Origin of the sequence: Stappia sp. (assembly GCF_965276915.1) — a bacterium.
Taxonomy (GTDB): Bacteria; Pseudomonadota; Alphaproteobacteria; order Rhizobiales; family Stappiaceae; genus Stappia.
On record NZ_OZ255709.1, the window covers coordinates 3,962,356 to 3,983,068 of the forward strand.

Consider the following 20,713-nt stretch of genomic DNA (forward strand, 5'->3'; position numbering starts at 1 on the left):
GGCCCGGAGGCCCTGCGTCATGTCTATAGCGGGTTCGTCAGTGCGTTTGAACCATCATCGTGCCGCCTTTCGGCAGACGCAGACGATCGACGAAGTCCTGCATTTCCTCGCTCGGTTCCGGCGTCACCAGCGACACCACATAGGTGACGATGAAGGCAACCGGGACACCGAACACGCCGGCGGAGATCGATGCGACGCCGAACCACGTGATCTCGTCGCCCGTGCCCTTGACCAGGTCAAAGCCGTAGACGTTGCCGATCAGGTAATACATCGTCGTAAGGAAGCCGGTAGCCATGCCGAGCACCGCGCCCATGTTGGTCGTCCGCTTCCACCACACGCCCATGACGAGCGGGGCGAAGAGGCCGGCCGCGGCGATCGAGAACGCCCACGCCACCATCGACAGGATGTCGGACGGCTTGGTGCGCGCCAGGAACGCTGCCGCAAGAGCAACCACCACGAGAAGGATCTTGGCGACCATCAGGCGACGCTTGGAGTCGGCCTTCGGGTCGATCATCTTGTAGTAGACGTCGTGCGACAGGGCATTGGCGATGGCCAGCAGCAGGCCGTCGGCGGTCGACAGCGCCGCGGCGAACCCGCCCGCGCCGACGAGACCGACAACCCAGATCGGCATGCCGGCGATCGACGGGGTCGAAAGCACGATCATGTCGTTGTTCAGCTTCAGTTCCGTATACGGGAAGCCGGTGGCGAAGCCCTTCGCTTCGCAGGCCGCCTGGATCGCCGCGACGGTCTCCGCCTTGACGCCGCAGATCGTCACCAGCTGGTGGCCCGCGATGGAGCCCCACTGGGTCATCCACTCCGGAATGGCCGTGAAGGCAAGCTGGTAGCTTGCATCCGCGCCGGCCGCCACGAAGAGACCCATCAGGTTGAACTTCGAGAAGGCGGCATAGGCCGGTGCCGTGAAGTACAGCAGGAAGATGAAGAACAGCGACCAGCCGACCGACTTGCGTGCCTCACGAACCGTCGGGGTCGTGAAGAAGCGCATCAGGATGTGCGGCAGCGAAGCCGTGCCGACCATCAGGCAGAAGATCAGGAAGAAATAGTCCATCGGGCTGTAGGTCTGGAACGGCGCGACATGCGTGCGCGTGACCTCCAGGAGCTGCTCGTACTGCGAGATCTGCGCCAGCGCACCGCCATAGGTGAGCTGCGGGATCGGGATGCCGAACTGAACGGTCGACATCCAGATGGCCGGAAGCAGATAGGCGACGATCAGCACGATGTACTGCGCCACCTGCGTCCATGTCACGGCCTTCATGCCACCCAGCATCGAGCACACGAGAATGCCCGCAAGGCCGGCGAAGACGGCATAGCGGAAGTCGATCCCGAGGAACTGCGAGGCGATGATGCCCGAGGCATAGACCTGCGCGGTGATGTAGGTGAAGGAGCAGCAGAACAGCACGACGATGCCGACGAGGCGCGCCATGTTGCCGCCATAGCGGGTGCCGAGGAAGTCGGGCACCGTGTAGGCACCGAACTTGCGCAGATACGGCGCCAGGAGCACCGCCACCAGCACGTAGCCGCCGGTCCAGCCGAGCACGAAGGCAAGACCGTCGTAACCGAGCACGAAGAGCGTGCCGGCCATGCCGACGAAGGAAGCGCCGGACATCCAGTCGGCGCCGGTCGCCATGCCGTTATAGACCGCGGGCACGGAGCGCCCGGCAACGTAGTATTCGGACACCTGTGCGGTGCGCGACATGATGCCGATGAAGGCATAGATGCCGATCGTCGCCGCCATGTAGCACCACAGGATGATGTGGTCCGGCACGCCGATCGTGGCGAAGATCGCCATCAGCACGACGAAGAACGCAAAACCGCCGACATAAATGCCATAGATCTTGCCAAGGTTGTCGGTGAAATCACCCTTCATTGAAAAGCCCATCGGTGATCCCCCTTAGTCTTCGGCAACGCCGAATTCCTCGTCGATGGCGTTCTGGCGCGCGGCGAACCAGAAAATCAGCACGACGAAGACGATGAGGGATCCCTGCGCGGCCATGTAAAAGCCAAGCGGGAAGCCCAGGATGACGACGTTGTTCAACGCCGACACGAAGAAATGGATGAAGAAGCTGAAAACCGCCCAGACCGCCAGCGTCACCCACATCAGGTTCCGCGTCTTCGTCCAGTGCGCCTCCGCCACTTCCGGTGGCAGTTTCTCGGTCAAGGTAAATCCTCCCACTGATGCATTCCGTTGGCTGATCGACCTTCGTCAGCCCCACCCTCTCCGGCGCAAGATAATCCTAAAGTCGAATTGTCGATCCTCCCGACTTTTCGCACTAGCAGCATGAATTATATTGCGGCGCAGAGATACTTGCGCGCCAAGGTTATTCTGTTCAATGTAGAAAAGGGAAGTTATCCGAAAGACTAATCGGCAAATCCCGGCAAGGGAGCCGAACCGCAGGGAGAACCGCCAAGTGCTTGAATTGATTGGGACCTTGATGCCGCGCCGCAAACGCTCGGACTGGCCGGCTGCCGTCGAGGCAATCCGGGCCGGCGCCGCATTCCTGGCCCAGGGCGCCAGCTACTCCTACTTGCGGGCACGCACATTGCTCGCCGGTCCCCGTCTGTTCCAGGACGAGGGATTCGGCCTGGCCCTGCAAATCTGCAAATGGGAGGCCTTCGCTGTTGCGGTGCAGGACCTGATTCTGATCATCGAGGCCGACCACAGGGACGGTCTGCCGGCGGATCCGGTGCGCCGGGCCAGTGTGCTCGGCGAGCTTTACCGCGAGGTGCTGGCCGCAGAGGAGATGCCCGAGCACCGGGCCGACAAGGGATGGAGCGACCTGATCGCCGAGTTCGATGCCCGGCTTGAGGTCTACATGGCCAAGCCGCCGCTCAAGCCGGACGCGATTTCCATCGCCACGGCCATGCGCCTGCTCGACCACGCCCCCATCGACAAGGCGGTGCGCGAGGCCGACCAGATCATGGTCGTCAACAATGTCGCCTTCCGTTTCATCGACTACCAGGCAACCCTGCGCAAGCGGATCGACCTCGACGCCTTCGCCGCACAACTGGCGGAGCGGATGGCGGCCCTGCCGTGATCTTCGGGTCCGCCGGGAGCGGCAACGGCCAGCGCGCCGGCGCCACCCCGCTGATCGGGCTCGACGTCGTTGTCCTGGATACGGAGACGACCGGCCTCGACATTCGCAAGGACCGTATCGTGCAGATCGGCGCGGTGCGCATGGAAGGCGTCGAGATCCAGGCCGACAAGCGTTTTGAAAGGCTGGTCGATCCCGGCATTCCCGTTCCCGACGTTTCGCGACGGGTGCACGGGCTTGGCGACGAGGACCTGCGCGGCGCGCCCGGTTTCGCCGAGGTCGGCCCCGAACTGCTCGCATTCATCGGCGATGCGGTTGTCGTCGGTCATTCGATCCATTTCGATCTCGCCGTTCTGCGTCACGAGGCCGACCGTCACGGCATCGCCTGGCGCGAACCGCGCGCGCTCGACGTCGCGCTGATGGTCGCCGGTCTCGACCGCGAGATGATCGACACCTCGCTCGACAGTCTGGCGCTTGGCCTCGGCATCCCGATCGAGGGCCGGCACACCGCCATCGGCGACGCGCTCGCCACCGCCAGGATCTACTCCGCCTTCAATCCGCGGCTGCTGGCCAATGGCATCCGCACCCTTGCCGAGGCGGAAAACCTCTGCCGCAAGCCCGCCGGCCTGATCGCCCGCCAGGAGGAGGCCGGCTGGTTCGCCCGTCCGACGGATCGGCCCGACTTCTCCCGTGCCACGCTGAAGACCGGCAGCCAGCGCGCCATAGACAGTTTCCTCTATCGTCAGCGGCTGGGCGACGTGATGAACAGCCCGCCGATCGCGATCCATGCGCAGGCGAGCCTGCACGAGGCCGCCAGCCTGATGGCCGAGCGCGGCATCGGCTGCCTCATCGTCGATCCGGCAGATGCGGGCGACGAACCCGGCATCCTCACCGAGCGCGACGTGCTGCATGCCCTTGCCCGCGAGGGAGCAGCCGCCTCCGCGGTGACCGTCGGCAGCGTCATGAGCCATCCGGTCATCAGCGCCCCGGACGAGACCTTCCTCTACCGGGCGCTCGGCCTGATGGCGCGCCGCAACCTGCGCTATATCGGCGTCACCGACGCGGCCGGGCGGCTCGCCGGCGTCTTCACGCTGCGCACGCTGCTGCGCAAGCGGGCGCTCGCCACCCTCACCGTCGGCGACGAGATCGCCACCGCCAAACGCCCGCGCGACCTTGCGCGCGTGCAGGCTGCCCTGCCCTCGCTCGCGGCAGGCCTGCTCGCCGACGGACAGGATGCCCGCCAGGTGGCGCAGATCATTGCCGCGGAGGCCCGGGCGATGACCGCGCGCGCCGCCGAGATCGCGGAAGCGGAACTCGCCGAAGCCGGGCACGGCCCCGCCCCGGCCGACTATGCCCTGCTCGTGCTGGGCTCGGGCGGGCGCGGCGAGAGCCTGCTGGCTCCCGACCAGGACAATGCGCTGGTGATCGCCGACGGTTATGACGGCGACCTTGATGCGCCCGACGACTGGTTCACCCGCTTTGCCGCCCGGGTCAACGAGATCCTCGACCGCGCCGGCATCCCCTATTGCAAGGGGGGCGTCATGGCCAAAAACCGGCAATGGCGCCGGCGTCTGGGCCCCTGGCTCGACGAGGCGCGCAACTGGGCCGCCCGGCCGACGCCGCAGTCACTGCTCAGCGTCGACATCTTCTACGATTTCACCCCCGCGCATGTGTCCGGCAAGGGTGGAGCCCGGCTGGCGGCCGAGCTACGCCGCGAGACGATGGAGATCGCCAAAGGCTCGCTCGCCATGCTGCGGGCGCTCGGCGCGTCTGCCGGCGGCCATGCCGCCCCGCTCGGTCTCTTCGGCCGGATCAAGAAGGACGACAAGGGCCGCGTCGACCTGAAGACCGGCGGATTGCTGCCAATCGTCTCCGGCGCAAGGGCGATCGCGCTGCGCCACGGCGTCAGCGACCTGTCGACGCCGCAACGGCTTCTTCAGGCTGCGGCACGGGCCGGGCGCTCCCAGGCCGATGCCGAACTCCTCGCCGACATCCACGCTTTCCTGATGCGTCTCATCCTGAGCCAGCAGATCGCCGATCTGGAGGCGGGCGTTCCTCCCTCGAACCGGGTCGATCTTTCCTTGGTCGGCCACAGGGAGCAGGACGAGTTGCGCGAGGCGCTCGGCCGCATCGACCTGATCAACCACATGCTGCAGGACCTGTTGCAGGGCCTGTAGGCTCGGGCCTGCGGCGGAAAACGCTGCGGCCGGGCGCCCGCCTCACCGCGCAAACCGACCGGGGTCGAGCGCGGCGACGACCGCATCCGCAAGCGAGGATCGGCGACCAAGAACAAGATCCGCGGCCAGTCGCGACAGGGCCGGCGAGGTCTGGATGCCGTACCCCCCCTGCCCGGCAAGCCAGAAGAACCCCTCAGCCTCCGGCGAGAAGCCGGCAACCGGCGTGCGGTCGGGCGCGAAGGTGCGCAGGCCCGCCCAGCTCCGCTCCACCCGGGTCACGGCGACGGTGGTCGCCTGCTCGAACCGGTCGAGGCCCTCGGCCAGCACCATGTCCTCGGGCCATGCGTCATGCGGCTCGACCGGATCCTCGTCGGCCGGCGAGACGAGCAGCTTGCCGGCCTCCGGCTTGGCGTACCAGCGCTCCGAGGCGCTCACCACCGCAGGCCAGGAGGACACGTCCATCCCCTCCGGTGCCGGCAGGATCGCCGCCGAACGCCGATACGGCACAAGACCCAGCGGCGCGAGCCCGGCGAGCCTGGCGATCCCGTCCGCCCAGGCTCCGGCGGCATTGATCACCACCGGTGCTTCCCAGATCTCGGCGCCGGCCTTGACCCGCCAGACATCGCCAAGTCGCTCGATCTCGCCGACAGGGGCGCTGGTGACAATCCGCGCGCCGGCATGGCGGGCGCTGCGCGCATAGGCCTGCAGCAACCTGTCCACGTCGATATCGGCGGCACTCGCCTCATAGGCAGCCGCCGCGATGCGGTCGGCGCGCAGGACCGGAAAGAGCGCCTGTGCCTCCTCGACAGCGATCTCGTCGAGCCCGTCCGCGCCGTCGCGATAGGCGGCGAACTTCTCCATCTCGTCCGCCCGCGCCACCACGAGTTCACCACGCGGGGACAAAAAGCCCTCCTCGGAGAATGCGCCGCCGGTCGACAACACCGGGAAAGAGGCCCCATTCAGGGCCCGCAAGGTCGCATTGCCGTAGTTGCGGATGAAAATCGCCGCCGAGCGGCCGGTTGCGTGCCGGCCCGGTGCATCCTCCGCCTCCAGCACGACGGCGTTGGCATCCCGTCCGAGATGGGCGGCAAGTCCAATGCCGGCAATGCCGCCACCGATGATCAGGCAATCGCAGGTCTGCGCCACTTGCTCCTCCGGATTGAAAATCGGTCTTTTTTTTCCGCCTGCGAGAAAAACTTGTCCGGCTTTACAAATCCCGGACGGATATGCCCGCCAGCCTCCCGTCGCAAGGGAGGTATCCGATTGATCGATATAGAAAAAACCCTGCCTCCTCAAGTCAACCCGGAGACAAGGGCGAAAATTTCCCGGCGATCATCGATCCAGGCAGGAGAATGGACTGCACCTGCCAGCGTTGACAGTCCGCCTTGTGCTAAGTACCAATTTTCAAGATTAACTTTTTGTTTACTTCAGTGATCGCTCAGAACGTGGATTTTCCCTGACGATCGCTGCCGGGGGGACGTTTTCGATGCCTACAGCAACAATCACCCAGTTCTATGGTGGCAGTGTCATCGTCTGATGTGTTGCAGGTCCGCAACGCCGGAAAGCCGGTCTTGCCGGCCTGCAACACCAAGGACCTCGTCGAATTGACAATACGCTCTTCTGCCAATACCGATGGGTTACTGAACGGCTGCCGAGTGCAGCCGTATTCATTTGCATGAAGACAGGAATTTCTGATGACGGACGTCCTCTTCTTTCGCGCAAACGGACATTCCGGCTTTGGCGTCTACGGACATGTTATCGGCACCGATCACACCTATCTCGTGACCAGTATCCGTGGCGCCGAGAACCTGACGCAACTTGAGAATTCCTTCAGTCCGGCCGGAAACGGCTTCGTCTTTCGCGGCCAGAACACCGACGGCTTCAACGACAATCTGGTCTACACGGATGGCAGCGGCGCCACCGTCCTCCTGACCGACGCAAATGGCAACGATCTGCAGGATCCGGCCTGGTTCTCGAGCTTTGCCGGCGAGACGGTATTCTTCGCCCAGACCTCAAGCGTACCGGGCGTCGACGGCGGCAATTTCGCCCTGATGACCACCAATGGCGGCGCGGCGCCGGAAGTGGTGCTGCCCTTCGCTGTCAACCACTACGCCATGTCCGGCGGCGAGCTTTACGTGCGGGCCGGAAATGCCGGCATCTATGTGGTGCATCCCGATCTCTCCTACGAGCTCGTGCATGACGGCACGATCAACGGCGTCATCGTCCAGTACATGTTCGATGTCGGCGGCACGCTCTATTTCCGCGGTTCGACGAACCTGTCCCAGAACGACTTCTACCGGATCAACCCGGACACATATGCGGTCACAGCCATGTCGATCGGCGCAAACAGCGGCGGCGACAATGTTCAATCGGTCACGGCTGCCGGCACCAACATTTTCTACTGGCAGTTCGTCAGCGGTTTCGGCACCGAACTCCATGTGTCGGACGGCAGCCTCGGCAGCGGCTCCCTCGTGCTCGACATCCGCCCCGGCTCCACCGGCGCCTGGTCCAGCCCGCAGACCGTCGCGCTCGGCAGCGGCATCGTCTTCAACGCCAATGACGGCAGCAGCGACGGTGAGGAACTCTGGTATTCCGACGGCACTGCGCTCGGCACCTATGTCTTGAGCGGCACGGGAACGGCGATCGGCGCGCTCGATTTCTCCAACATCGTGCAGATGGTGGTCGTTGGCGACCAGGTGTTTTTCGAGGCCTTCCGCGGCGATGTCGGCTTCGAGCTCTTCGTGACGGACGGCACCGAAGCCGGCACCCGTCTGGTCACGGATCTTGTCCCGGGCTCGACCAGCGCCAATCCGACCTCCTTCTACAGCCATGGCGGATATCTCTATTTCGTCCGCGAGGGCAACGACACCATCTGGCGAACCGACGGAACGGCAGCCGGCACGACGCTCGTCTCCGATCCGCATCCGACCGAAGTCTCCGGAACCTCGTCGTTTCTCGACATTTTTGACATCGACCCGGCACTGATCCCGGCACCGGTCCATACCGGCGACGAGCTCGTCAACGAACTCACCGGCAGCTTCCTCAGTGAGTTCTTCTACGGCGGCGGGGGCGCGGATATCATCATCGCGCTCGGCGGAGATGATGTCATCGACGGCGAGGACGGCGACGACACGCTGGATGGCGGAGCGGGCAACGACCGCATCGACGGCGGGGCGGGTACCGATACCGCCATCTATCTGGGGCATATCGACAACGCGCAGGTCTATTTCTTCGGCGATATCAGCATCGTGGCAACGCTGGCGGAGGGGATCGATCTTCTCGTCAATGTCGAGCGGGTGCAATTCGCAGAAAGCGGCACGGTGGATCTCGACGGTTTCCCGCTGCTCGACCCGTATCAGTATCTGGCGTCCCATGCAGACCTGCTGGTTGCCATCGGACCCAACCCGAATGCGGCGATCGAGCATTTCTTCGTCAGCGGCATCGCCGAGGGACGCGCGTTCGACACGTTCGACGAGTGGTCCTATGTCGCCTCGCATTCGGACCTTATCACCGCCTTCGGCAACAGCGCCGTCCCCGGCGCGCAGCACTATGTCGAGAGTGGTTTTTCCGAAGGACGCGCGCGCGACAGTTTCGACGAGTGGTCGTACCTTGCGTCCAACACCGATCTTGTCACCGCTTTCGGCGGCAGCACGGCTCCGACCGCCGAACACTATGTCCGCTACGGTTTCGGAGAGGGACGGCCGCTCGACGCCTTCGACGAGTGGTCCTACGTTGCCTCGCATTCGGACCTTATCACCGCCTTTGGCAACAGCGCCGATCCAGGTGCCCGGCACTATGTCGAGAGTGGCTTCGGCGAGGGGCGCGCGCTGGATACGTTCGACGAATGGTCCTATGTCGCCTCCCACACTGATCTTATCACCGCCTTTGGCAACAGCGCCGCCCCGGGTGCCCGGCACTACGTGGAGAGCGGCTTCGGCGAGGGGCGCGCGCTGGATAATTTCGACGAGTTCCGCTACATCGCCTCGAATGTCGACCTGCTGCAGATCTTCGGCACCGACGGCGCCATGGGCACGCAGCACTATGTCGAATACGGTTTCGGCGAGGGGCGCAGCACAACAGGTTTCGGTGTCGATCAGTATCTCGCCAATTACGCCGACCTTCAGTCGGTTTTCGGATCCGATTATCTCGGTGCGACGATCCACTATATAGAGTACGGCTTCACGGAAGGCCGCACTGACGACATCATTGTCTGAGGACCCTGGAAAAGAACATGTAAAACAGAACGCGCCGCCTGTTCAGGGCGACGTTTTTCTTGAAGGCCTCGCCTCCAGCATCTCCAGGAAGGCACGTCCGGCATGGGAAAGATGCCGGGCGCGATGGTGCAGGACGAAGAAGGGGCGCGGCGGCAGGGCAAGTTCCAGCGTGGACAACTTGCCCGCCCGCACCCCGCCGGCAGCGACGAGGCTGGAGAGAACGGCTGCTCCCATGCCCGCCTCGACGGCGCTACGCAGCGCCTCGTTCGAGGCCATTTCCATAATGATGTCAAGGTCGTGCAGCTTGAGCCCGACACTCTCCGCCAGCCGCTCCAGCATCACCCCGGTGCCCGAGCCCGCCTCGCGCGTGACGAAGGAAAGTTCGCGCAAGGCGCGGGCATTGACGATCCCGCGCGCGGCGACCAGGTGGCCGCGCGGCAGGACGAGCACCAGCCGGTCCTCGGCGATGCGCTGCGGGGACAGGTCCTCGTCATCCACCGGTCCCTCGACAAGGCCGAGGTCGACACTGCCCTCCCCTGTCCAGCCGGCGACCTGCTCGGTATTGCCGATGCGTAAGGAAAGATCGATGCGGGGATAGGCGGTACGAAACCCCTGCAGGCGGGCGGGCAACCAGTAATTCGCGACCGTCTGGCTGGCGGCCAGCCGCAGCGTGCCGCGCGAAAGCCCGGCAAGATCGGCCAGCGCCGCGCTTGCGGCCTCCGCCCGGGTGAGCACCGCACGCGCCTCGCCGAGAAAGACGCGGCCCGCCTCCGTCAGCCGGATGCCGCGCCCGATCCGGTCGAACAGGCGGACATCGTGACGCGTCTCGAGCGCGGCAATCGCCGCGCTGATCGTCGACTGGGTCAGGTTGAGGGCTTCCGCAGCTCGGGTGACGTGCTCGCGCTCGGCGACAGCAACGAAAATCCGTAACTGGTCCAGTGTCATGTGCTCCGCGCCCTCCTGCCGCCTGCTCGCGCCTGCCGGAAAGCAGCGCTCAGGCGACGACGCTCACCAATAGCAGGGAGAGAAGGCCAATGAACAGCGAGGCGACAGCGGCCAGCAGCAGCGGTCGCAGGCCGCGCGCCTTGAGGGCGCCGAGATCGGTCTGCAGGCCCATGGCGGCAAGCGCCAGGGTCAGCAGCACCGTGGTCGTGGTGGCCGCACCTCCGGTCACGGCCCCGGGAATATCGATGAGGCTGGCAAGGCCCGCCATGGCCAGAAAGCCGAGCACGAACCAGGGCACCGGCACGCTGCAATCCCCCTGTCCATGCCCGCCGACACGCGCCCTGCGCCGGGCAAGCGCGGCGAGGACAAACACCACCGGCGCCAGCAGCATGACGCGCGACAGCTTGGCCACCATCGCCGCCTCGCCGGCGGCGGCCGAATGCTGGAAACCGGCGCCCGCCACCTGCGCCACTTCGTGCACAGAGGCGCCGACGAAAAGCCCGTAGCCGGCGGCATCCAGCCCGGCCAGCGCGGGGACAAGCGGATAGGCCAGCATCGCCAGCGTGCCGAACAGGGTGACGCAGGCGATCGCATAGGCAACGTCCGCCTCGCCCGCGCGGGTGGCGGAATTGGCCGCCGCCACCGCCGAGGCGCCGCAGACCGAGGTGCCAGCGGCGATCAGTTCGGTCAGCCCGCGCTCAACCCCGAAAAGCCTGCCGAGCCAAAGGGTCAGCACGAATGTGGCGGCGAGCGATCCGGCGATCACGGCAAGCCCGCCGGGCCCCAGCGCGGCAAGATCGGCGAATGTCAGCTGCAATCCGAGCAGGATGACGGCGGCCCGCAGCAGCGGCCGCGCGGCAAAGGCGGTGCCGGCCACCAGAAGCGCCGGCAGGCCGAACAGGGCGCGCACAAGGATCGCCAGCACGATCGCCAGGATCATCGGGCCGAAGAGGTCGAGGCCGGGGACAAGGCGCAGCGCATGGCCGACCGCCGCCAAAAGCGCACAGAGGCACAATCCGGGCAATATTTGCGCAAATTTTTCGAAATTCTGTCCGAATATTGAGTCGGTTTTGCCTGTCCCGGCAACGCTCATGGCCTGTTCTCCGTCATTGGCGGCGAGCATGGCGTGAACCATTCAATCGATCAAACAAGTAATTTAAATCAATACAATCGAGTGAAACGATTATTCTTATCGCAACGGCCCAGGGGCGGCGAAGGGCTCCATGCCTGCCGCGAACTGCGAGAGCCTTCACGCCGGCCGGGGGTACCAATGGATCCCCGCTCTGGGGCGGGGATGACGTCCGAGAGAGGGCAAAGGCCGACGTGTCGATGGCCGCGCGGAGGGGTGAGGTGCGAGAAGGGGCATGGGTCGGCGCCAGCACCATCTGGCGGCGGGATTGGTCGGTGCCCGCTCCCCCCTCTGTCCCCATTTCGGGGACATCTCCCCCTCAAGGGGGGAGAGGGGCGCGTGTGGCGATGCTCGCACTCCTGTCATTCCGGACGGGTTGCGGCGGGGTTGACTGGTGCTCGCTCCCCCCTCTGTCCCCTTTTCGGGGACATCTCCCCCTCAAGGGGGAGAGGGGCGCGTGTGGCGATGCCCGCACTCCCGCATCACGCGGTGCAGTCGGCGTTCTGCCGCCGCCCCACGCTCAGGCCGTCACCCCGGGCAAGCATCGCGCGACCCGGGGCCCATTCGTTCCCAGAGCGGGGGCGATGGGATTGGGGTGGTCGCGCAGCGCTCCGCTGACACGGGCACGGTACAAGGCGGAAGCGGCGAAGGGCTCCATGCCTGCCGCGAACTGCGAGAGCCTTCACGCCGGCCGGGGTTGCCAATGGATCCCCGCTCGGAGGCGGGGATGACGTCCGAGAGAGGGCAAAGGCCGACGTGTCGATGGCCGCGCGGAGGGGTGAGGTGCGAGAAGGGGCATGGGTCGGCGCCAGCACCATCTGGCGGCGGGATTGGTCGGTGCCCGCTCCCCCCTCTGTCCCCTTTTCGGGGACATCTCCCCCTCAAGGGGGGAGAGGGGTGCGTGTGGCGATGCTCGCACTCCCGCATCACGCGGTGCAGTCGGCACTCGGTCGCCACCGCACCCTCAGGCCGTCACCCCGGGCAAGCATCGCGCGACCCGGGGCCCATTCGTTCCCAGAGCGGAGGCGACAGGAGCGCGGCGGTCGCGTGACGGTCCGTCGCGACCGGCGGTGTCGGTAAAGGGCGGAGGTGAAGGGCTCCGCGCCCGTCACGACTGACAGTGCCTGCCACACCCGCCGGGGTTGCCAATGGATCCCGGATCAAGTCCGGGATGACCGCCGAGAAGAGGCAAGGCCGCCCCCTCGCAGGCCCGCGCTCATGCCGCCGCCCCACTCTCCGCGCGTCACCCCCGCCGGAGCGACGCGAAGAGCGGGGGCCCATTCGTTCCCGGAGCAACCGCAATGGGGACGCGGTGGCGGCGTGCCGGTTCGCCGGCACCAGCTGTGTCGCTCCGGTCCGCCGCCGGCGGTGACTCGCCTGTCACGGCCGGCCTGTCACGACCGGCCTGTCACGACCGGCCCGTCACGACCGGACAACGGACGAGGTGCCAGTCCCTCGACAGGCGTCGCTGATCGAGGGCGCGCTTCAACCGGTCGCTGATGAAGAAGTCATCCACAATGAGTTTGTCCCACCACAGGTCGGGGCCTTCGAGCGCCGCCCCGGAGAAAACAGCCAGGGGCTTTTGGGGACGTGCCGTCGATACCCGCCAGCGACCTGAGCCAGGCTGTTGCCGCAGGTTCACGCTCTTCTCCAGCAGGAGGGCGTCCTTCCTGTTGCCCTGGCTGAGATAGAAGAACGCGCCCGGCATGGGCGTCTTGCCGTCCGGATGCCACAGGCGCACGGGATAGAGCGCGCCCTTGCCCATGTCGAAGCTCCGCACCACCTCGGCGCTTTCGCCCGCCAGGAAAATGAAGCCGTTGGAAAAGATCTGCGGCACGCGTCGTTTGTGCGCCGACGGATGACTGTTCGGGAGCGGATAATTGTCTGTCGGAAACCGGTCCTGCGGCAGGAACCAGCCGACCTTGGTCTGCCGCACCGCTTCCAGGATCGGCTCCGGCGTCCTTCCGCCATTTTCGAATGTTTCACGGGACCGCCAACCACGCGAGTTCACTATGCCGTGCCCTTGCACCAACCAGATGCAGGGTTCCGTTCCGCTTGTCTCCTGCCCGCTCATCCGCGCGCCCGCCTCCTCACATCACCGCAAACGGTCCCGCGCGTCAGGCCGTCTTGTTGAAGATCTCCCGGCCGATCAGCATGCGGCGGATTTCCGAGGTGCCGGCGCCGATCTCGTAGAGCTTGGCATCGCGCAGCAGCCGGCCGGTCGGGTACTCGTTGATATAGCCGTTGCCGCCGAGCAGCTGGATCGCGTCGAGCGCGAGCTTCGTCGCGTTCTCCGCCGCGTAGAGAATGGCGCCGGCGGCGTCCTCGCGCGTCGTCTCGCCCCGGTCGCAGGCCTGCGCCACCGCGTAGACATAGGCGCGGGTGGCGTTCATCGCCACATACATGTCGGCGACCTTGCCCTGCACCAGCTGGAAGGTGCCGATCGGCTGGTCGAACTGCTTGCGCTCATGGATATAGGGAATGACCACGTCCATCGCCGCCTGCATGATGCCGATGCAGCCGGCAGCCAGCACCGCGCGCTCGTAGTCGAGGCCGGACATCAGCACGTTGACGCCCTTGCCGGTCTCGTGCAGCACGTTTTCCTCCGGCACCTCGCAATTGTCGAAGACGAGTTCGCCGGTTTCCGAGCCGCGCATGCCGAGCTTGTCGAGCTTCTGGGCGACGGAAAAGCCCTTGAAGCCCTTCTCGATGAGGAAAGCGGTGATGCCCTTGGCGCCGGCGGACGGATCGGTCTTGGCATAGACGATCAGCGTGTCGGCATCCGGGCCGTTGGTGATCCACATCTTGGTGCCGTTGAGGATGTAGCGGTCGCCCTTCTTCTCGGCCTTGAGCTTCATCGAGACCACGTCGGACCCGGCGCCCGGCTCCGACATGGCGAGCGCGCCCAGATGCTCGCCGCTGACCAGCTTGCCGAGATAGCGCGTCTTCTGGTCCTGATTGCCCCAGCGGCGCAGCTGGTTGACGCAGAGATTGGAATGGGCGCCGTAGGAGAGCCCGATCGAGGCGGAGGCGCGGCTGACCTCCTCCATGGCGATGCAGTGCTCCAGGTAACCAAGGCCCGTGCCGCCCCATTCCTCCTCCACGGTGATGCCGTGCAGGCCGAGCTCGCCCATCGCCGGCCACAGTTCGGCGCGGGGGAACCAGTCCTCCCGGTCGATGCGGTCGGCGAGCGGCGCGATCGTGTCCTGGGAGAAGGAGCGGACGCTGTCGCGCAGCATGTCGGCGGTGTCGCCGAGGTTGAAGTTGAACGACGGGAAATCGTTGCGGATCATGGCTTTGGTCTCCGGTTCGGAAGGGCGCGGCCGGGATGCGGGCGGCGCGCGTCCGGGCGGTTGGGTCAGGATTGCGGGGTCAGGATCTGGTCGTAGCGCACGAAGGGGCTCAGCACCGCGACCTTGTCGTAAAGGGTGCGTGCGCGGGCATTGTCGTCATGGGTGTGCCAGTAGACGGAGCGGCAGCCGCGCGCACGCGCCGCATCCCCAACGGCCGCGATCAGTGCCCGGCCGGCGCCGCCGCCGCGCGTCGCACCGTCCACATAAAGGTCTTCCAGGTAGCAGGTCGGCGCCAGCGACCAGGTGGTTTCGTGGACGATGTAGTGGACGAAGCCGATCATCTTTCCGTCCCGCTCGGCGACGAGGCCGCAATGGGCGCCATCGCCGGAAATCCGCGCGAAGACGGCCTCCGTCACTCCCTCGGCAAGCTCCTGCCGGTAGAAGTCGAGATAGGCCTGCCACAGGGGCTGCCAGTCGGCGCGGTCGGCGGCGGCGAGCGGCCGGATCGCGATCCGTTCTGCCTCAGTCATTCAGTCCCTCCAGCGCGATCATGGTGAAAAGCCCCGTGGCGATGTGGATGTCCGCCTCGCCCGGCGTCTGCCCGTAGACATCGGCGGCGGCCACCGTCAGCGTGCGGCCGGGCTTGATGACGCGCCCGCGTGCCACCAGCCGCTTGCCCCGGCCGGGATTGAGCAGGTTCATCTTGAACTCGGTGGTCAACACGCCGAACCCCTTCGGATAGAGCGAAAGCGCCGCGTAGCCGGCGGCGGTATCGGCCAGCGTTGTCGTCACGCCGGCGTGGAAATAGCCGTGCTGCTGGGTCAGCCCGTCGGCAAAGCCGGCCGCGAGATCGACGGCGCCGGGCTCCAGCCGGTCGATCGTCGCACCGAGCGTCGCCATGAAGGCCTGGCGGACGAAGCTTGCCTCGACGCGGGCGCGCCAGTCCGGATCGCGGGGTTCGAAACCGCTCATGTCTTGGTAGCCTTCTTCTTGCCCGCGGGGCGCGGGGAACGTTCGGGAGAGGGTGTGCTTTCGGCATCGGCTTCGGCAAAAAGGTCCGCCAGCGGGCCGAGCTGCGCCATGCGGGCGCGGCAGCCGGCCTCCACCTCGTCCAGCTCGGACAGGGTCAGGTCGATGTCGTGGCGCTTGGCCAGAAGGTCGGCGCGGCGGCTTTCGATGCGCTGCAGGAGAAGCTGCAGCTGGCCGGCCTCGCCGGGCGCCTTGTCGTACATGGTGATGATGTCGCGGATCTCGGCCAGCGAGAAGCCCAGCCGCTTGCCGCGCAGGATCAGCTTCAGCCGGGTGCGGTCGCCCGGCCGGTAGAGCCGCTGGCGGCCGCGGCGCTGCGGCTTGAGAAACCCCTCCGCCTCGTAGAAGCGCAGCGTCCGGGTCGTCACGCCGAATTCCTGGGTGAGCTGTGTGATTGTATAATAGGGCTGCATGGCTCCTCCACGGAAAAGCCTGCATGACGTTTACGTTCCAGTCAATAGAGTAAATTTAGGCGATTAATATCATTGGCTTGTTCGCGTAACTTAAATTCGCTTCAGGCGGCCACTCGCCTATATATCTCCGCTGCGCTGCACGCGGAATGACGCGGTTGCCCCGCGCTCATGCAGTCACCGGCGATTGCGGCCGGCTCCCGGTTGTCGCGACATGCTCAGGCGGACACCCGCACCTCCGGTAGGCTCTCGGCCTTCACCTCACCCTCAGGCCGTCCCCCCCGGGCAAGGCGAAGCCGCGAGATGCAAGTCTTGGGGGCCCGTTCGTTCCCAGAGTGGCGGCGATGGAGATCGGGGAGGCTGCACAGCACTCCGACGCACGGGCGGCAAAGGGCTCAGCGCCTGCCGTGACCGCTGAGAGCCGTCATGTCTGCCGGGGTTGCCAATGGATCCCCGGTCAAGCCGGGGATGACGGCCCGAGAGGGGGGGCAAGGCCGGCGTCAACAGCTAAACGGCGGCGAGAGTGGCCGGCGCCCGCTCCCCCCTCTGTCCCCGGCCGGGGACATCTCCCCCTCAAGGGGGGAGAGGGGTGCGTGTGGCCGGCTCCCTGTCCTAGCCGGCCGACTGCATTCGGACGCCGGTCCCACCCTCAGGCCGTCACTCCGGGCAAGGCGAGCGGTTGTCACAGGGACGCAGGACAGCTATTGCGAAAAGGGGACCCGGCAAGGACCGGGAATTGTCCGCCGCGACAGCCTTCGGACGACCGGCGAGAAAAGGGAGACCGCCGCCATGCTGCAACTCGACCGTGAGGCGACCCGCGCGGCGCTCGAATGGGGTCCGCTGATCGAGGCCCTGCGCGCCATGTTCCGCGACGGCTGCGAGAGCCCGGTTCGGCACCATCACGACTTTGCCGTGCCAGGCGAGGCGGACGGCACCCTGCTGCTGATGCCGGCCTGGGTTCCGGGACGCTATCTCGGGGTGAAGCTTGCCACTGTCGTGCCCGGCAACGGCACGCGCGACCTGCCGGCAGTGATGGCGAGCTACATGCTCAACGACGCGCGCACCGGCGAGATGGTGGCATTGATCGATGGCGGCGAACTCACCGCCCGGCGCACCGCCGCCGCTTCCGCGCTTGCCGCCGACTATCTCGCCCGCGAGGACGCCCGCCATCTGGTGATCGCCGGCACGGGCCGGCTGTCGGTCAACCTCGCCGCCGCCCATGCCACGGTGCGGCCGCTGTCGCGCATCACCGTCTGGGGGCGGGACATCGACAAGGCGAAGGCGGTCGCCGGGGAGATTTCTGAAGAGCTCGGCATCCTCGCCAATGCCGCCCCCGATCTCGAACCGGCGGTGCGCGAGGCCGATATCGTCAGTTGCGCGACCCTGTCCGAGACGCCGCTGGTGCACGGCGCCTGGCTGAAGCCGGGCTCTCATCTCGATCTTGTCGGCGCCTTCAAGCCGACCATGCGCGAGAGCGACGACGAGGCCGTTTCCCGCGCCCGCGTCTTCGTCGACACCCGCGGCGGCGCCGTCAAGGAAGGTGGCGATATCGTCCAGGCGCTGGCCTCCGGCGCGCTCACGGAAACGGCGATCGAGGGCGATCTCTTCGATCTCGCGCGTGGTGTCCGCCGGTGCTTCGCCAGGACGAGGACATCACCCTGTTCAAGTCGGTCGGCGCCGCGCTGGAGGATCTTGCCGGCGCGATCCTCGCCTATGAGACGGCCTCCGCCGGACAGCGCCCCGCCTCGTCCCCGCGTCCTGCCGGTGATGTGAGGAGGCGGGCGCGCGGATGAGCGGGCAGGAGACAAGCGGAACGGAACCCTGCATCTGGTTGGTGCAAGGCCACGGCATAGTGAACTCGCGTGGTTGGGTACCGCGCGAAGAATTCGAGAATGGCGGAAGGACGCCGGAGCCGATCCTGGAAGCGATGGGGCAGACCAAGATCGGCTGGTTCCTGCCACAGGACCGGTTTCCGACAGACAATTATCCGCTCCCGAACAGCCATCCGTCGGCGCACGAAGAACGCGTGCCGCAGATCTTTTCCAACGGCTTCATTTTCCTGTCGGGCGAAAGCGCCGAGGTGGTGCGGAGCTTCGACATGGGCAAGGGCGCGCTCTACCCCGTGCGCCTGTGGCATCCGGACGGCAAGACGCCCATGCCGGGCGCGTTCTTCTATCTCAGCCAGGGCAACAGGAAGGACGCCCTCCTGCCGGAGAAGAGCGCGAACCTGGATCAAGTTGCGTTGGGACGCTGGGGGGTGCCAAGGGCACGTCGCGACAAGCCCCTGGCTGTTTTTCTCAAGAGCCGCGCTCGAAGGCCCCGATCTGTGGTGGGACAAACTCATTGTGGATGACTTCTTCATCAGCGACCGGTTGAAGCGCGCCCTCGATCAGCGACGCCTGTCGAGGGACTGGCACCTCGTCCGTTGTCCGGTCGTGACAGGCCGGTCGTGACAGGCCGGTCGTGACAGGCCGGCCGTGACAGGCGAGTCACCGCCGGCGGCGGACCGGAGCGACACAGCTGGTGCCGGCGAACCGGCACGCCGCCACCGCGTCCCCATTGCGGTTGCTCCGGGAACGAATGGGCCCCTGCTCTTCGCGGTCGCTCCGGCGGGGGTGACGCGCGGAGAGTGGGGCGGCGGCATGAGGGTGGGGCGGCGACACGCCGCCTTTGGCCCCCTCTCCGCCGTCATCCCCGCCCCCGAGCGGGGATCCATTGGCAACCCCGGCATGTGTGATGGCTCTCGCCGATCTCGACAGGCATGGGGCCCTTCGCCGCCTCCGCCTTGTACCGACACTGCCCGTGTCAGCGGAGCGCTGCGCGACCACCCCAATCCCATCACTCCCGCTCCGGGAACGAATGGGCCCCCGCTCTTCGCTTCGCTCCGGCGGGGGTGACGCGCGGAGAGTGGGGTGACGGCCTGAGGGTGGGGTAACGGTTGGGAACGGGTCGCAGGCGGAATGACAGGACTACGGGCATCGCCACGCGCGCCCCTCTCCCCCCTTGAGGGGGAGATGTCCCCGAAAAGGGGACAGAGGGGGGAGCGGGCACCGGCCAACCCCGCCGCCGATGTCACGCCGCCCTTGCCCCCCTCTCCGCCGTCATCCCCGCCCCCGAGCGGGGATCCATTGGCAACCCCGGCCGGCGTGACGGCTCTCAGCGGGCGCTGCGGGCGTGGAGGCTTCCGACATCGGCGGGCCAGACCGGCGAAACCTATGGGTAGTGGATTTGAGGCAGTCTCGACGGGCAGTCAGGTGCTTCCCCCTCTCCTTACGCGCCCGCGCCTTTTCGCATCAGTGACATTTCGCCAAACGAGGATTGCCCGATGTTCGATTACAATCAGATCATGAGCCTGGCCTTTGTCGGGTTCGGCCTTGTCTGCCTGTTTCGGGGCAAGGGCACTGTTCCCAACACCGGGCTGATCCTGCTGGCCGCCGCGATGCCGGTGGCGGGCCTTTCGAGCGGCATGGACGTTTCCACGATGGCGACACATCTGCTTTCCGGCCTTGCCGGGCTGGTCGTTTGCCTTCTCGGCTTTGCCTTTCTTTTCAAGAGTGGCGGGTTCTGGAAGACCGTTGCCGTTCTCGCGCTCTGGCTGCCGTTTCCCCATATCCTGCCGGTGATCGGGGCCTTCTGCGTGCTCTGTTTCATCCCGCTGCTGATCGACACGCTCGCCGCAAGGGCAAGGCCGGGAGGCCAGCCGGTCCTCGCCCCGCACCGGACGGCGATCCTGCTGATCGTCGCCGGCCTCGCCGTCTCCCCGACACTCGCCCTGCCCCTGCTCTACAAGAGCGGTTTTGCCGGCTGAGCGGCACTGCCGCCAAAGGCTGCGTCAATGCGCGCGCTGCAACCATGGGGAAGCGCTGCTAGCGTGATCCGGGTCGGCTGGCGCCAGGGGGCGCCGGCAGCACCCCGCGAGCCCACGATGCCCGACACCGACCCGCGCGCCCTTGCCTCCGCAGCCATGGCCTCCGCTGCCACCATCCCTGGTTCCGGCCCGCCCTATCTGGTCGCCCCCGAAAGCGAGCTCGCCTTCCTGCATGCGCGCTCCGTGACGCTCGACCGGCCGGTGACCGCGCTGGAAGGATGGAACCTCATCCGCTCAGGGCCATCGCCGCTTCTGGCCGCCGCCATGCGGGTGCGGGACGCGATCTCAGGCAGCTTCGGCGTCGCGCCGATCTCGGGCTTTTCCGGCGCGCGACGGACCAGCGTCGCGCCGGGCGAGCGGCTCGACTTCTTCCTGGTCGAGCACGCAAGCGACACGGACCTGGTTCTGAGCGTCCGCGACCGCCATCTCGACGTGATGACCTGGCTGTCGGCGCAAGAGCGGACCTATCGGGTGACCAGCTCGGTCAAGGTGCACAATCTGTTCGGCAGGCTCTACATGGTTCCGGTCGCCCTCGCCCACCGGATGATCGTCGCCGCCGACCTCAGGCGGCTGGAAAAGATGACGGCAACCGGCTGAG

16 protein-coding genes and 1 pseudogene are annotated in these 20,713 nt (G+C 66.4%); 7 read left to right on the forward strand and 10 right to left on the reverse strand.

What is annotated here, in order from left to right; genetic code table 11:
- Positions 1-37: 37 nt before the first annotated feature.
- Positions 38-1,897 carry a sodium:solute symporter family protein gene (locus ACQY46_RS18405; RefSeq protein WP_428697454.1) on the reverse strand — a complete coding sequence of 620 codons (1,860 nt, stop codon included), beginning with the start codon at positions 1,895-1,897 and terminating at the stop codon, positions 38-40.
- A gap of 12 nt (positions 1,898-1,909) precedes the next feature.
- Positions 1,910-2,176, reverse strand: coding sequence for a DUF4212 domain-containing protein (locus ACQY46_RS18410; protein WP_306031284.1), 267 nt, complete (start codon positions 2,174-2,176; stop codon positions 1,910-1,912).
- Between the two features lie 250 nt (positions 2,177-2,426).
- Between ACQY46_RS18410 and ACQY46_RS18415 the strand changes: the two genes are divergently transcribed.
- Positions 2,427-3,053, forward strand: a complete 627-nt coding sequence (locus tag ACQY46_RS18415) for an esterase (protein WP_428697455.1) — start codon at positions 2,427-2,429, stop codon at positions 3,051-3,053.
- Positions 3,050-5,227, forward strand: coding sequence for a DUF294 nucleotidyltransferase-like domain-containing protein (locus tag ACQY46_RS18420; protein ID WP_428697456.1), 2,178 nt, complete (start codon positions 3,050-3,052; stop codon positions 5,225-5,227). The genes ACQY46_RS18415 and ACQY46_RS18420 overlap by 4 nt, the downstream gene beginning before the upstream one ends.
- A gap of 42 nt (positions 5,228-5,269) precedes the next feature.
- Here the strand turns inward: ACQY46_RS18420 and ACQY46_RS18425 are convergent, their stop codons facing one another.
- Positions 5,270-6,373: an NAD(P)/FAD-dependent oxidoreductase gene (locus ACQY46_RS18425; protein ID WP_428697457.1), complete on the reverse strand. Its 1,104-nt coding sequence runs from the start codon at positions 6,371-6,373 to the stop codon at positions 5,270-5,272.
- Between the two features lie 548 nt (positions 6,374-6,921).
- Here ACQY46_RS18425 and ACQY46_RS18430 point away from each other — a divergent pair.
- Entirely contained in the window at positions 6,922-9,441 is a 2,520-nt protein-coding gene (locus ACQY46_RS18430) for a hypothetical protein (RefSeq protein ID WP_428697458.1), read from the forward strand.
- Positions 9,442-9,483: 42 nt separating this feature from the next.
- Here the strand turns inward: ACQY46_RS18430 and ACQY46_RS18435 are convergent, their stop codons facing one another.
- From ACQY46_RS18435 to ACQY46_RS18465, 7 genes are all read right to left on the reverse strand, one after another.
- Positions 9,484-10,386 carry a LysR substrate-binding domain-containing protein gene (locus ACQY46_RS18435; protein ID WP_428697459.1) on the reverse strand — a complete coding sequence of 301 codons (903 nt, stop codon included), beginning with the start codon at positions 10,384-10,386 and terminating at the stop codon, positions 9,484-9,486.
- Between the two features lie 49 nt (positions 10,387-10,435).
- Positions 10,436-11,401: a YeiH family protein gene (locus ACQY46_RS18440; protein ID WP_428697460.1), complete on the reverse strand. Its 966-nt coding sequence runs from the start codon at positions 11,399-11,401 to the stop codon at positions 10,436-10,438.
- A gap of 1,522 nt (positions 11,402-12,923) precedes the next feature.
- Entirely contained in the window at positions 12,924-13,589 is a 666-nt protein-coding gene (locus ACQY46_RS18445) for a hypothetical protein (RefSeq protein WP_428697461.1), read from the reverse strand.
- Positions 13,590-13,632: 43 nt separating this feature from the next.
- Positions 13,633-14,808, reverse strand: coding sequence for an isovaleryl-CoA dehydrogenase (locus ACQY46_RS18450; protein ID WP_428697462.1), 1,176 nt, complete (start codon positions 14,806-14,808; stop codon positions 13,633-13,635).
- A gap of 65 nt (positions 14,809-14,873) precedes the next feature.
- A complete protein-coding gene (locus ACQY46_RS18455) occupies positions 14,874-15,338 on the reverse strand; it encodes an N-acetyltransferase family protein (protein ID WP_428697463.1) in 465 nt (154 codons plus the stop codon).
- Complete coding sequence (locus ACQY46_RS18460) at positions 15,331-15,780, reverse strand: PaaI family thioesterase (protein ID WP_428697464.1); 450 nt, start codon at positions 15,778-15,780, stop codon at positions 15,331-15,333. The genes ACQY46_RS18455 and ACQY46_RS18460 overlap by 8 nt, the downstream gene beginning before the upstream one ends.
- Positions 15,777-16,250: a MerR family transcriptional regulator gene (locus ACQY46_RS18465; RefSeq protein WP_428697465.1), complete on the reverse strand. Its 474-nt coding sequence runs from the start codon at positions 16,248-16,250 to the stop codon at positions 15,777-15,779. The genes ACQY46_RS18460 and ACQY46_RS18465 overlap by 4 nt, the downstream gene beginning before the upstream one ends.
- 786 nt (positions 16,251-17,036) lie before the next feature.
- On the opposite strand from ACQY46_RS18465, the pseudogene ACQY46_RS18470 reads away from it, so the two are divergent.
- The 4 genes and pseudogenes from ACQY46_RS18470 (at position 17,037) to ACQY46_RS18485 (ending at position 20,712) form a co-directional block, all read left to right on the forward strand.
- A pseudogene (locus ACQY46_RS18470) lies at positions 17,037-18,040 on the forward strand (ornithine cyclodeaminase family protein).
- Entirely contained in the window at positions 18,037-18,600 is a 564-nt protein-coding gene (locus tag ACQY46_RS18475; protein WP_428697466.1) for a hypothetical protein, read from the forward strand. Before ACQY46_RS18470 ends, ACQY46_RS18475 begins: the two are co-directional and overlap by 4 nt.
- 972 nt (positions 18,601-19,572) lie before the next feature.
- Positions 19,573-20,055, forward strand: a complete 483-nt coding sequence (locus ACQY46_RS18480) for a hypothetical protein (RefSeq protein ID WP_428697467.1) — start codon at positions 19,573-19,575, stop codon at positions 20,053-20,055.
- Between the two features lie 117 nt (positions 20,056-20,172).
- Positions 20,173-20,712 (forward strand): DUF2867 domain-containing protein, encoded by a 540-nt coding sequence (locus ACQY46_RS18485; RefSeq protein WP_428697468.1) that lies wholly within the window; start codon positions 20,173-20,175, stop codon positions 20,710-20,712.
- Position 20,713: the final 1 nt, after the last annotated feature.

Coding starts and splice junctions, on each gene's coding strand:
- ACQY46_RS18450 (WP_428697462.1), bottom strand. CDS start 14,808: ATGATCCGCAACGATTTCCCGTCGTTCAACTTCAACCTCGGCGACACC.
- ACQY46_RS18455 (WP_428697463.1), bottom strand. CDS start 15,338: ATGACTGAGGCAGAACGGATCGCGATCCGGCCGCTCGCCGCCGCCGAC.
- ACQY46_RS18435 (WP_428697459.1), bottom strand. CDS start 10,386: ATGACACTGGACCAGTTACGGATTTTCGTTGCTGTCGCCGAGCGCGAG.
- ACQY46_RS18405 (WP_428697454.1), bottom strand. CDS start 1,897: ATGGGCTTTTCAATGAAGGGTGATTTCACCGACAACCTTGGCAAGATC.
- ACQY46_RS18460 (WP_428697464.1), bottom strand. CDS start 15,780: ATGAGCGGTTTCGAACCCCGCGATCCGGACTGGCGCGCCCGCGTCGAG.
- ACQY46_RS18430 (WP_428697458.1), top strand. CDS start 6,922: ATGACGGACGTCCTCTTCTTTCGCGCAAACGGACATTCCGGCTTTGGC.
- ACQY46_RS18480 (WP_428697467.1), top strand. CDS start 19,573: ATGTTCGATTACAATCAGATCATGAGCCTGGCCTTTGTCGGGTTCGGC.
- ACQY46_RS18445 (WP_428697461.1), bottom strand. CDS start 13,589: ATGAGCGGGCAGGAGACAAGCGGAACGGAACCCTGCATCTGGTTGGTG.
- ACQY46_RS18485 (WP_428697468.1), top strand. CDS start 20,173: ATGCCCGACACCGACCCGCGCGCCCTTGCCTCCGCAGCCATGGCCTCC.
- ACQY46_RS18475 (WP_428697466.1), top strand. CDS start 18,037: ATGAGCGGGCAGGAGACAAGCGGAACGGAACCCTGCATCTGGTTGGTG.
- ACQY46_RS18465 (WP_428697465.1), bottom strand. CDS start 16,250: ATGCAGCCCTATTATACAATCACACAGCTCACCCAGGAATTCGGCGTG.